The sequence below is a fragment of the Collinsella sp. CLA-ER-H7 genome, assembly GCF_040092345.1.
GTDB lineage: Bacteria > Actinomycetota > Coriobacteriia > Coriobacteriales > Coriobacteriaceae > Collinsella.
On record NZ_JBBNLT010000018.1, the window covers coordinates 1 to 12567 of the forward strand.

The 12567-nt window shown below is 59.6% G+C and carries 8 protein-coding genes; all 8 read left to right on the forward strand.

Annotation, left to right across the window (positions count from 1 at the left end):
• Positions 1 to 232: 232 nt before the first annotated feature.
• The 8 genes from acpS to AAAX75_RS09415 all read left to right on the forward strand — a co-directional run bounded on the left by acpS (position 233) and on the right by AAAX75_RS09415 (position 12133).
• Positions 233 to 772: a holo-ACP synthase gene (acpS, locus tag AAAX75_RS09380; RefSeq protein WP_349091978.1), complete on the forward strand. Its 540-nt coding sequence runs from the start codon at positions 233 to 235 to the stop codon at positions 770 to 772.
• Positions 773 to 2389, forward strand: coding sequence for an NAD(P)H-hydrate dehydratase (locus AAAX75_RS09385; RefSeq protein WP_349091979.1), 1617 nt, complete (start codon positions 773 to 775; stop codon positions 2387 to 2389). It begins immediately after the preceding gene.
• Positions 2390 to 2391: 2 nt separating this feature from the next.
• The gene (gene alr, locus AAAX75_RS09390) at positions 2392 to 3537 is read left to right on the forward strand and encodes an alanine racemase (protein ID WP_349091980.1); all 1146 of its coding nucleotides are present in this window, start codon (positions 2392 to 2394) and stop codon (positions 3535 to 3537) included.
• A gap of 8 nt (positions 3538 to 3545) precedes the next feature.
• Entirely contained in the window at positions 3546 to 4166 is a 621-nt protein-coding gene (locus tag AAAX75_RS09395; protein ID WP_006235848.1) for a uracil-DNA glycosylase, read from the forward strand.
• A gap of 12 nt (positions 4167 to 4178) precedes the next feature.
• Positions 4179 to 4685, forward strand: a complete 507-nt coding sequence (gene tsaE / locus AAAX75_RS09400; RefSeq protein WP_006235849.1) for a tRNA (adenosine(37)-N6)-threonylcarbamoyltransferase complex ATPase subunit type 1 TsaE — start codon at positions 4179 to 4181, stop codon at positions 4683 to 4685.
• Entirely contained in the window at positions 4672 to 7056 is a 2385-nt protein-coding gene (gene tsaD / locus AAAX75_RS09405; protein ID WP_349091981.1) for a tRNA (adenosine(37)-N6)-threonylcarbamoyltransferase complex transferase subunit TsaD, read from the forward strand. Before tsaE ends, tsaD begins: the two co-directional genes overlap by 14 nt.
• 829 nt (positions 7057 to 7885) lie before the next feature.
• Positions 7886 to 9775, forward strand: coding sequence for a carbon starvation protein A (locus tag AAAX75_RS09410; RefSeq protein WP_196033790.1), 1890 nt, complete (start codon positions 7886 to 7888; stop codon positions 9773 to 9775).
• A 183-nt stretch (positions 9776 to 9958) separates the two neighbouring features.
• Positions 9959 to 12133, forward strand: coding sequence for a hypothetical protein (locus AAAX75_RS09415; protein WP_349091982.1), 2175 nt, complete (start codon positions 9959 to 9961; stop codon positions 12131 to 12133).
• The last annotated feature ends 434 nt before the right edge of the window (positions 12134 to 12567 follow it).

Here is a 12567-nt window from a genome sequence, read left to right on the forward strand (position 1 = left end):
CCCATCGCGCCGAGAGTACTGCGGGGTCAGCCCGTGGGAGGCCAGGGCGCCGCTGACCGGTGGACGGCACCGAGCCGTACGCTTGAACTGAGAAGGGGGAGGCCTCGCGGCCTCCCCCTTTTTGCGTTTGCGGGCTTTTGTCTCACATAGTAGCTGTGTTTTATAACCCTCGTTTGTCGCATCTTCTGTGAACGGGCTACAATAACTTAGTCTGTGCGATATGGAGGTGAACATGGCTGAAGCTGGTATCGGCGTTGATATCGTCGAGATTTCCCGTATGAAATCAATTCTTGAAAAGACGCCGTCGTTTGCTCGGCGTGTGTTTACCGAAGAAGAGCGTGCGTATTGTGATGCATCATCGCGTCCCGCTGCTCACTATGCCAGCCGCTTTGCTTCGCGCGAGGCGGTACTTAAAGCTCTCGGCACGGGTTTTAGTCAAGGCGTTGGTCGCAAGGATGTTTCGGTTACGCGTGATAAACTCGGCAAACCGAAGGTGCTGCTTTCGGGCCGTGCTCTCGAGATCGCTCAAGAGCTGGGTGTTGTTGAGGTCGCTCTTTCCATTACGATTACAGGAGACTTAGCCGTTGCGAATGCCATCGCTATTACCGAAGATGCTCGGCCTAAGCCAAAAGAGGAAAAGGTGAGCACCAAGAAACGCGTAGCGCAGACATTTAAAGAGGCTCGCTCTGTTTTAGATGAGCTTGAGCAGCTTCAGAATTCGGCATTGACGGAGCACCTGGGCGATGCTTCGCAAGATACGCTAGGAGCATAGATGAAACCGGTTTTGAGTACCGAAGAAGTCGTTCGTCTCGAGGATATCATCGAACGCGAAGGGACTTCGAAGGCCGAGCTTATGGAGCTAGCGGGTGAGTTTGCCGCCAACGAGGTCTTGAAGCTCAATCCCGATCGGGTTCTCGTTCTGGTCGGTTTTGGTAATAATGGCGGCGACGGTTGGGTTGCCGCCGACATCCTGAGCCATAAGAGTGTGGACGTGGATATCGTTTCTCCGGTTGAGCCGGATGAGATTCCTGCTGCTCTGGCACGTCATGTTGCTCGTCGTACAGCCGGCCGCGATGTGCACGTTTGCGTTGGCCCCTCGCGTGACGAACTCGAGGTTTTGATCGATAAGGCCGATGTTGTTGTCGATGCCATTTTTGGTACCGGTTTCCACGGGAATCTGCGTGCGCCGTTCTCCATCTGGATTCCTACGGTCAATGAATGCGCCGATTGTGTCGTATCCATTGATGTCCCCTCGGGCCTGAATGCCGAGACGGGCGTTGTTGATGACGACTGCATTCGTGCTGAGCATACGGTGACGATGATTGCGCCCAAGATTGGTCTGTATAGCGCTGATGGCCCTGAGTATGCTGGCGATTTGATCTGCGGCAATCTTTACGACCGTCTTGACGAGGTCATCGATGATGTCGACCACGCCGCCGAGATTGTCGAGCCCGGCGACTTAGTTGATTACTTTGCTCCACTACCTACGAATATCGATAAGTATTCCCGTGGCTCTGTGCTTATTGTCGCCGGATCTGCGCAATATCCTGGTGCTGCCATTATGGCGGCCAAGTCTGCAGCTCGCGCGGGTGCTGGTTACGTGGCAGTCGCGGCTCCTGACGCCTGCGCTAATCTTATTCGCATGGCACTTCCTTCGATTCCCGTTTTTGCTATTCCGTCTGATTCCCGCGGCTCCTTTGGCGCCGCTGCGCGTATGACGGTGTGCGAGATTGCAAAGAAGTACAGCTGCGTACTGTGCGGTCCCGGTATGACGACGTCTGCCGGCGCTATGCAGGTGGTTTCGGGCTTGCTCGAGCTTGATGTACCGCTTATTTTGGACGCCGATGCACTCAACTGCCTTGCTAAGATTGCCATTGACGGTATTGATAGTAACCCCGAGATGTATCGTCGCGAGCAGCCGCTGGTTATGACGCCGCACTATCGTGAGCTTTCGCGTCTGGTCGCCGGTGACGAGGTGAACGACCTTGGTACCGCGATTGCAGCCGCGCAGAAGGTTGTCTGGGCTGCAGGCTCCGACAATCTGGTGGTCATTGCCAAGGGGCCGACGACGGCTATCTGTGGCGTTGAGCGTGTGTTGCTGCCGCTCTCGGGTCCGGCTTCTCTAGCAACTGCCGGTTCGGGTGATGTTCTCGCGGGTATTTTGGCCGGCACGCTTGCCACCATGCGCGACGAGATGGATCGTTGGGAGTTGCTGTATTCGTACGCCGTCGCACTTCACAGCTACGCCGGTTTTGCCGCGGCGACGGAGTATGGTGAGAAGAGCGTTATCGCGACCGATCTTATCGACTTGATCGGTCCGGCCATGGAGTTGGCGGCAAAGGATGCGCTTGATGATCTGGGAATCACGGACGAAGGGTCGGATGACTAATTATGAATAAAGCCGATTTGACGCGTTGGTCCTGGGTTGAGATTGACCGCGGGGCGCTCCGCCGCAACACGAGGGCCTATAAGAATTTGCTGAATCCGCGTCAGCGCCTGTGCTGTGTGGTTAAAGCCGACGCTTATGGTCATGGAGCTGTTGAGTGCGCCAAGATTATGTATTCGGCCGGGGCCGACATGTTTGCCGTGGCGACGGTTAGCGAGGGTGTTGAGCTCCGACAGGGCGGGATTACGAAACCCATCCTCATCCTGAGCGAGCCGCCTATCGAGGCTATTCCGACGTTGCTCGAGTTCGATATCATGCCCTCGGTCTATACGTCTGACTTTGCTCTTGCGTATGGCGAGTGCGCCGTTGCGGCGGGCAAGGTGGGCAAATACCATCTGGCCATCGAGACGGGCATGAATCGTATCGGCGTTCACTATACGCAGGTGCTCGACTTTGTGCGCGGCATTAGTTTCCATCGCGGCATTCAGTGCGACGGCGTATTTACGCACTTCGCCACGGCCGATGAACCTTCGGGCTGGGACTACAAGCTGCAGTGTCAGCGCTTTACCGAGGCCGTTCAGGCCATTAAGGATGCGGGTTTTGAGTGCGGTATCGTGCACTGCGCCAACACGCCGTCCTCGATGCTCGACCCCTCGATGCATTTTGATATGATCCGCGCCGGCGTTGGCTTGTATGGCATGCAGCCGTGCGAGCTGAGTGGCCGCGTGATGCAGCTTGATCCCGTTATGAGCGTCCATGCGCGTGTGACGCGCGTGGCGCACCCTGCGATGGGTGAGGGCGTGGGCTACGGTTTTACCTACCGCGTACCGCGTACGCGCGTTCAGATCTGCACGCTGCCGATCGGTTATGCCGACGGCCTATCGCGTACGCTTTCCAATCGTATGGATGTGCTGTATCGCGGCGAGCGCGTGCATCAGGTTGGCAATATCTGCATGGACCAGTTTATGGTCGCCATTCAGTCCAACCCGGCACACGAGATTCCCGAGGCCGAGTATGGTGACGAGATGATCATTGTCGGCCGCGATGGCGATGCCGAGATCACTATGGACGAGATGGCCCGACTGCGCGGAACGATTAACTACGAGGTCGCCTGTGGCTTTGGCATGCGTCTCGACAAGGTCTACGTGTAGGAGCCGCTATGGGCGTCATGCACATCCCCGGCCATACCCATCAGGCACCACGTGAGGTCGCACTCGAGGAAATTGAGGCCGTTCTGGGCGATTGTCACCTCTGCCAGCTCTACCAGTCGCGTCACAATATCGTGTTTGGCGTGGGAAACCCCCGCGCTCGCGTGATGTTTATTGGTGAGGCGCCGGGCCGCAATGAGGATTTGCAGGGCGAGCCCTTTGTGGGGGCGGCAGGCGAGGACCTCAACGGCATTTTGTCGCTGGCGGGGCTCAAACGCGAAGACGTCTACATTGCCAACGTGCTTAAGTGCCGCCCGCCGGGAAACCGCAATCCGCGTCCCGAGGAAGTGCTGGCTTGCTCGCCGTTTTTGCGTGAGCAGATTCGAAGCATCTGGCCTGATATTATCGTGACGCTCGGCAACCCCGCGACGCACTTTGTGCTTAAGACCGAGATTGGCATTACTAAGCTGCGCGGCAGGTTCCACCAGATGGGGCATTTTGTAGTAATGCCCACTTTTCATCCGGCGGCAGCGCTGCGCAATCCGGCGTGGCAGGAGCTGCTGGAGGAAGACTTTAAGATGCTGGGCGATTATCTGGAGCGACATCCCGCACCAGAGGACGCCTCGGAATAATAAGGAGCATATATGTCCCTGGAGCGCCTGGGGGTAGGTACTTACAAAACGACTTGCGCTGCCGATACGGAGTACTTTGGCGAGCTAATTGCACCGTGCCTTGAGGACGGCGATGTGCTCATCCTGACCGGTGGCCTGGGAGTGGGCAAAACTCACTTTACCAAGGGCGTCTCGCGCGGGCTGGGCGATGGGCATATGGTTACGAGTCCTACGTTTGCGCTCATGGCCGTTCACGATCAAGGTCGTATTCCACTGTTTCACTTTGATCTATACCGCCTGGAGCATGCCTACGAGCTCGAGGATACGGGCATTTTCGATGTGCTGGGCTATGAGGGTGCTTGCCTGCTGGAATGGGGCGAACAATTCCAGGACGAGCTGACGGATGAGTATCTTTCGGTGACGCTCAAGCGTGATGAGGGCGACAGCGATGTGCGAACGATAACGCTCGAGGCGCACGGTGACCGCGCAATGGAGCTTTCCCATTTGATTGATAAGGCTGTACAAGATGAGCTTGCATAACGACAACGCGCTGGTGGTGGCGCTCGATACCTCGACCGACATGCTTGCCTGCGCGGCAAGCTGGATTGATGGGCAGACGGGCGAGACGAAGCTCGTGAGTGGCGACCACATGTGTCGCCGTCACGCCAACGTTGAGCTCGTGAATACCGTTGATGGCGTGCTGGCTCAAGCCGGTCTGGATCGCAGCGATGTTGGTTACTACGTGGTCGGCCGCGGCCCGGGGTCGTTTACGGGTGTGCGCATCGGCATCTCCACTGCCAAGGGCCTCGCGTGCGGTGCCAATGTTCCGCTGCTGGGCGTGTCGACGCTCGACGCTTGCGCTTGGACGGCGTGGAAGGCTGGCGTGCGCGGCAAGCTTGGTATCTTGGCCGATGCTATGCGCGGTGAGGTATATCCGGCGCTGTATATGCTGGTCGATGAGGGTCCCGAGCGTCAATTTGAGCGCGAACATGTGGTCAAGGCCGCCGTGGCGCTCGATGAGTGGCGCCGAGCAGCGGACTGGGACCAGGTTCAGCTGACCGGTGACGGTCTCGTGCGCTATGGCAAGCTGCTGGGTGAGGACGAGACCGCCCGCTGCGTGGAGCGCGACCTGTGGTGGCCTTCGGGCGAGGGCTTGCTGCTCGCGCACGCTGCGGGTGACGGCGATCCGGCTCGCGTCCTGCCGATTTACACGCGCCTTTCGGATGCCGAGGAAAACGAGCGCAAGCGCCTGGGCCTTGCCGAGAGCGCGCAGAGTGAGGTGACAGGTGTTGCCGACGAGCTCGCTGGGCGTCATCTGCAATTCCGCCCCATGGGCGCGGCGGATGCCGAGGGCGCGAGCGCACTGGAGACCGCCTGCTTTGAAGGCGCCGGACACGAGGCGTGGACGCCGGGCATGTTCTTGTCCGAGCTGGGCGAGGACGTTGCCGCTCCGCGTAGCTGGTGGGTGGCGCACGACGACGGTCAGTTGCTGGGTCTTGCCGGCGGCATGGTCGTCGACGGGGACGTGCAGATTATGGACGTTGCCGTCGATCCGACTCATCGCCGTGAGGGTATCGCCCGCAAGCTTCTGTCGCACGTGAGCTATGATGCCCAGATGCTCGGCTGCACCACGGCTTCGCTCGAGGTCGAGGACGGCAACGAGGGAGCGATCGCGCTTTATAACGCTCTGGGCTTTACCGAGGCAGGACGGCGCCGCGGCTACTATGGTGCCGGCAAGGATGCCATCGTCATGACGGCTCCGCTGCCCCTGGTGCTTCCGGTCGACAATGCTTCGCCCGAGCCGACGGCGGCAGAGCAGCGCGTATGGCCGCTGCCTGCGCCTGGGCGCTCCGAGGGGGAGCGTGCCGAAATTGAGCGCCGCCGCCTAGTGCTCGCTATCGAGAGTTCCTGCGACGAGACGGCCGTGGCGATTATCGATGCGGATGGCAATATGCTGGCCAACCAGGTGTCGACACAGATTGATTTTCATGCCCGCTTTGGCGGCGTGGTGCCCGAGATCGCCTCGCGCAAACACGTTGAGGTGATTGTGAGTGTCGTGGATGCGGCGCTCGAGGATGCCGCAGCATCGCTTGGCCTTGAGGGTGGAGCCATTGCTCCCAGCGAGCTTGCCGCCGTGGGCGTGACACAGGGTCCGGGCCTGGTGGGCGCGCTCGTGGTTGGCGTCGCCTTTGCCAAGGGCTTTGCCTACGCTGCCGGCAAGCCGCTCGTGTGCGTCAATCATCTTGAGGGTCATCTGTTTGCCAACCTGCTGGCGCAACCCGACCTCAAACCGCCGTTTATCTTCACGCTTGTCTCGGGTGGGCACACCATGCTCGTGCACGTGAAGGCGTGGGGCGACTACGAGGTGCTCGGTGAGACGCTCGACGACGCTGTGGGCGAGGCCTTCGACAAGGTAGCCAAGGCATTGGGTCTGGGCTATCCCGGTGGCCCCATCATTTCCAAGCTGGCCGAGACGGGCAACCCCAAGGCGATCGATTTCCCCCGTGCGCTTAACAGCAGAGGAGACTATCGCTTCTCGCTTTCGGGCCTTAAAACCGCTGTGACGCTCTACATTGAACAGGAGACCAAGGCCGGGCGCACGATTCACCTGCCCGATCTGGCAGCTTCGTTTGAGGCAGCTGTCTTTGACGTGCAGTACAAGAAGGCCAAAAACGCATTGCACGCTACCGGATGCAAGGAATACTGCATCGGTGGCGGCGTCTCGGCCAACCCGCATCTGCGCGAGATGATGATCAAGAAGCTTGGACGTCAGGGGATTCGCGTAACGGTGCCGCCCTTGTCTGCCTGTACCGATAACGCAGCCATGATCGCGGAGGTCGCCCGCCGTAAATTCGACCGAGGTGAAATCTCACCGTTCGACGTCGACGCCGATCCAAACATGACGCTGTAGCTGGTACGGCGCGGTCCCCGGCGCTGCCCGGGCGCCAGCGGCCGCATATGAACTTTCCTGCTCTACAGTCCTGCTCACGACGGAGGCCACATTAAGTGGCCTCCTGTTCGTGCGGAACTCGCGATAAAGTTCATATGCGGCCGCTGGCGCCCGGGCAGCGCCGGGGACCTTTCTGTATCGATGCGGCTTCTGAGCCGGATTGGCGTCGACAACGTCCGGCAAGGTTAGCCAGCTGCGTCGAATTTCCGGCGTGCTTTAGCTGAAAGAAAAAGATGGTGTGCGGAGCTTTGCTCCGCATTTGGGATGGGAGCCCCTGAGAGCCGCGGGAGCCGGGCGGCGCATATGAACTTTATCGCGAGTTCCGCACGCAAAGGAAAGCACTTAATGTGCTTTCCGTCTTGCGCAGGACTGTAGAGCAGGAAAGTTCATATGCGCCGCCCGGCTCCCGCGGCTCTCAGGGGCATCTCTCATGCAAAAACTTTTGTCGGGTAAAGTCCTAGGTCAGTGGCGTTTTATACCGAGAAAATCAAAAAAGTTGAAAATTCATTACATATTTGCGTTGACTTTAGGTAACTAAAGTTTCATACTCCTTCTCAACCACTGGGGGATGTGAACACGCACGGATCGTTCACATCATGATTGAAGAGGATTTCTTAGACATGTTCACGCATCAGCTAAACATTATCAGCGTAGTAATTATCTGATGCGGGTTAGCACATACAGCTAGCCCGTACGATAACGGGCGGCTGATAAAGATGAGGGCCGTCGAGCGCAACCGACGGCCCTCATTTTTTATGTCTGGGAAGTTCTTTTTAGAGGAGGAAATGTAATGAACGGAGTTTTGCTCATGGTTGTGGCCGCGGCGGTGCTCGCCTGCGGCTATCTGGGCTACGGCCGCTGGCTGGCCAACAAGTGGGGCGTTGACAAAGAGGCCCTCACGCCGGCCAAGCGCATGAAGGACGGCAACAGCTTCTCGCCCGTCTCCGCCTTCACTGCGTTTTCGCACCAGTTCAGCTCGATCTGCGGTGCTGGCCCTGTCACGGGTACGATCGTCGCCATGGCCTTTGGCTGGCTGCCCGTCGTGCTCTGGGTCCTCGTCGGCGGCATCTTCTTTGGCGCCGTCCACGACTTTGGTGCCCTGTACGCTTCGATGAAGAACAACGGCAAGTCACTCGCTCAACTCATCGAGAAGTATATCGGCAAGACCGGCCGTCGCCTGTTCCTGCTGTTCTGCTGGCTGTTCTGCATCATCGTCATCGCCGCCTTTACCGACATGGTCTGCAAGACGTTCATGTTCACCCCGGCCGTTGACGCTTCTGGTGCTGCTACCGGTGCCATCGACTTCACCAAGTCCTATGCCGCCGGCTGCGCTGGTACCATCTCCATCCTGTTCACCTTCGTCGCTATCGCCTTTGGTTGGGCCCAGAAGAAGTTCAACCTCACCGGCGCTGCCGAGTTCGTCACCGGCGTGGTCCTCATGGTTCTCATGTTCGCCGTCGGTATGCAGTTCCCGGTTTACCTGGATAAATTCCAGTGGTTCGCCGTCGTCATGGTCTACCTGGTCTTCGCTGGCGCTATGCCCATCCAGATGCTCAAGACCCCGCGTGACTACCTCACTTCCATCATGATGATCGTCATGATCGTCTGCGCTGTCCTCGGCATCGTCGTCCTGGGCGTCAACGGTCAGGCCACTATCACCGCTCCGGTCTTCACCGGCTTCTCCACTGCCTCCGGCATGATGTTCCCGGTCCTGTTCGTCTCCGTCGCTTGCGGTGCTCTCTCCGGTTTCCACAGCCTCGTTTCTTCCGGCACCTCTTCCAAGCAGGTCGAGAAGGAGCAGGACGCCGTCAAGGTCGGTTACGGCGCAATGATCGTCGAGTCCTTCGTCGGCATCCTTGCCATCATCGTTGCCGGCATCATGTTCTCCGATATGAACACCGCCGGTACCGGCGCCCTCAACGCCGGTGTCGCTTCCACCCCGTTCCAGATCTTCGCCGCTGGCATCTCCCGCGGTATGCAGGCCTTCGGTGTTGACGGCACGCTCGCTACCGTCTTCATGACCATGAACGTCTCCGCTCTGGCCCTGACCTCGCTCGACGCCGTCGCCCGCATCGCCCGCACCTCGTTCTCCGAGTTCTTTGCCCAGACCAACGACGCCCTGGCCATCGAGTCCAAGGCCGGCTACATGAAGGTCCTCGGCAACCCCTGGTTCGCCACGGTCGTCACCCTGCTTCCCGGTCTCGCCCTCGCTTTTGGTGGCTATGCCAACATCTGGCCGCTCTTTGGTGCTTCCAACCAGCTGCTCGGCGGCATGACCATGATCACCCTCGCCGTGTTCTGCAAGTGCACCGGCCGCAAGGGTTGGATGCTCTACGTGCCCGTCGCCTTCCTGCTCTGCTGCACCTTCACCTCGCTGGTCCAGAGCGCCATGGGCTGCATGGCCGCCGTCCAGGCTTACGGCTTCTTCGGCACCATCCCGGCTACCGCCACCACGGCCGCCGTCTCCGTCGCCGCCACCAAGGGCCTGCAGCTCGTCTTTGCCGTCCTGCTGATGGTCCTGGGCCTCATCGTCGCCGTCAACTGCCTCAAGGAGTTCTTCGGCAAGGAGGCTGGCTCCATGCCTGATGAGGAGCCCGAGTGGTCCGAGATGGGCAAGGCCGAGTACGGTCGCGCCGCTGCCGCCGAGGCTCCCGCTGACGCCGAGGCCGCCAAGGCCTAGTCGGTCGGACGGGTTGAATCTCCCATCCATTTGACTCGGAAAGACCGGGTCCGCGACTTCGCGGGCTCGGTCTTTTTTCATGCAAAAGCGGGTGACGCTCGAGTGCTCTCGCAGATGTTTTGCGTGGATAAGGGCGCGCGTTGTACCATATAGACGTATATGTGTGCATATGAAAGGGGCCCCGTGGCCAAGACGGTATATTCCGATAACCAAAATAATGTCGATGCCCTGGCTGAGCGTCTGAGCAGCCAGACATCGCTTTCTACTGAGCGTGCCAAGCTGGTTGCCTACGACCTGCTTTGCCGCAAGGCGCTCAAGATCAAGTCGAGCGCGCTGGCGCAAATTTTCCGCTCCGTCGATAAGGAATGTGACACCAAGGCGATGCGCGATGAGCTTATCGCGGCAAATATCGTGACCAAGATCGAGGGTAGCGGCATTAACGGGCGCCCGGCGTTCTATACCATCAATGCCGAGATCCGCGATGCCCAGGAGCAGCCTGCCGAGTCCGTCGAGGATTTTGTCGTCGAGGATTCCGCTGACGTGCCTGCTGTGGAAGAAGCTGCTCCGCGTGAGCATGTCGATACCGATGAGTTGCTCGATGAGAACGTCGTGCGTGCCTTTACGGCCAAGGCAGGACGCGGCGGTTTTGGCGGGGGCGGCAAGCGCGATGCACAGCGCCGCGCCCAGCAGGAGCGCTTCCGTCGCGCCGTTGCTCGAAAGGGCGAGACGGATGCCGAGGCTGTTGAGACCGAGGTTGCTGCCGAGTCGCAGAAGCCCACGAAGGAGCAAAAGCCCGTGGAGGCCCAAGAGCCCAAGCGTCGTCGCGGTGCTCACTTTAAGGCTGCAGCGCAGGATGCCGCGCGTGAGGTTGAAGAGTCTTCTGAGGTTGCAGACGATGTTGAGGAGTCTGCCAAGAAGGCTCCGGGTTCGTGTCGTCCCGGCCGCGGTTTTGCGGGACGTGCGTATCCCGTAAAGCGTCAGGAGAAGGGCGAGTCGGTTTCGACCACCCAGGACGAGAAGGCCGTTGAGCCGGTGGCTCGCGAGCAAAAGCCTGTTGAGCCGCAGCTTGAGGTTGATGCCGAGGCCAAGGGCCAGCAGCCTACTGATGAGCAGACGGAGCAGAGCGCGTCGAGCAAGCCTCGCCGCCGTCGCCATCGTGGAGGCCGCAGTTCCCATGCCGAGACTGCAACCGAGAAGACCACGCCGCAGAACGAGGATGCGAAGGCCGAGGTTTCTTCGGGGCAGCCTAAGCGCCAGTCAGCGAAGGAGAGCAAGTCCGATCGTCCGCAGAAGCAGGCGTCTATGCCGAAGCGCGAGCGCAATTCCCAAGGCGATTCTAAGCGCAAGTCTCAGAAGAAGCCGGAGTCTGCCGCAGTAGATACTGCTGCCCAGCAGCCCGAGTCGGCCGCCCACGGCGAGGTCTCGGCGTTTGCCCTTGCCCGCGTTTTAGGCAGGCAGCTGCTCAAGGTTGTCCCCACGCCTATGGCGCTCTCCAAGATCAAGGAGCAGCAGACACAGATCGTAAAGGTCGAGGGCAAGGACGGCAAAAAGGCTCCGCAGCGCACTCAGCACAACGAGATGTCCAACCGCAAGATTGCCGAGGAAATCGCAATCATCCAGGCTTGGATCGAGCAGAACCGAGGTGCCGATACGCCGGTTGCCTCGCGCCGCCAGCGTGCCTACCAGATCTTTAACGACGAGAAGGCTTTTGACGGCAAGCACGGTGAGCGCCTGATCAGGCGTATGACCGAAAAGGGCATCAGCATGCAGGCGATCAAGGTCGCCCCCAATCGCCCCGTGCACTTTACGGGCTTCTTTACGCTGGGAGCCGACAAGCCGTTCATTATGGTCGAGAACCTGGACACCTACGACGAGATCGTCAAGCTGCTGCGTGGCCGCAAGCACGCCAAGCTCTTTGGCATCAAGGTGGGCGGCGTGATTTTTGGCGGCGGCTGCAAAGCGAGCGTCTCGCACGCACTGGATGATTATCTGGCCGAGATTGGCTATCGCTTTAACTACGTCTACTACGTGGGCGATATCGATCGCGAGGGCGCGCGCATCGTCGAGCAGGCTCGCAATGCCAATGTGGTTGAGATTCGCCTGCATGCCGGCATGTACCGCGCCATGCTCGCCGAGCATAAGCGTCGCGTGAAGGCCGGCGGAGAGTGCGAGCCCGCGGCTGCCAACCAGGGTGTGCCGCAGAACCTGGCAGCGACGATCAAGGATCTGCCCATGGTTACGCGCGTGCAGTTCCGCAACGTGCTGCGCGAGGGCGGGCGCATTCCGCAGGAGATTCTGATGACCGCAGACTATCGGGATGGCGACTCGGGAAGCTTCGACCGCATGCTCAACAACTAGGGCGTTCGGCCCCGGGAGAGTGGGGACACCGGCTTAGGTTTCCTGCTCTACAGTCCTGCTCACGACGGAGGCCACATTAAGTGGCCTCCTGTTCGTGCGGAACTCGCGATAAACCTAAGCCGGTGTCCCCACTCTCCCGGGGCCTGCGGCTACTTGGTTGTCGCATGCGGGTCGCTTTTCGGAACTGGGCTGATATTTTCTAGATGAAAGGCGCTCTTGGTCCTTATGGGCTTGGGGCGCCTGTCTTTTAAAGGTAGATTTTTGGGAGGCCGGCACTTGGAGACGTTCCTTTAGTGCCGGCACTTTAGGAACGTCTCCAAGTGCCGGCTGTGGGACGGAGGGATTCCGCGTCCGCCTTTTCGGCGGCCGCGCCCCGCTGCGTCGCTTCGCTCCTTGCGTGCTGCGCTGGAAAACGCTTCGCGTTTCCTCAGCTC

Bases quoted from the DNA above. Each gene is read 5' to 3' on its own strand.
- acpS (WP_349091978.1), top strand. From the start codon at position 233: ATGGCTGAAGCTGGTATCGGCGTTGATATCGTCGAGATTTCCCGTATG.
- AAAX75_RS09385 (WP_349091979.1), top strand. From the start codon at position 773: ATGAAACCGGTTTTGAGTACCGAAGAAGTCGTTCGTCTCGAGGATATC.
- alr (WP_349091980.1), top strand. From the start codon at position 2,392: ATGAATAAAGCCGATTTGACGCGTTGGTCCTGGGTTGAGATTGACCGC.
- AAAX75_RS09395 (WP_006235848.1), top strand. From the start codon at position 3,546: ATGGGCGTCATGCACATCCCCGGCCATACCCATCAGGCACCACGTGAG.
- tsaE (WP_006235849.1), top strand. From the start codon at position 4,179: ATGTCCCTGGAGCGCCTGGGGGTAGGTACTTACAAAACGACTTGCGCT.
- tsaD (WP_349091981.1), top strand. From the start codon at position 4,672: ATGAGCTTGCATAACGACAACGCGCTGGTGGTGGCGCTCGATACCTCG.
- AAAX75_RS09410 (WP_196033790.1), top strand. From the start codon at position 7,886: ATGAACGGAGTTTTGCTCATGGTTGTGGCCGCGGCGGTGCTCGCCTGC.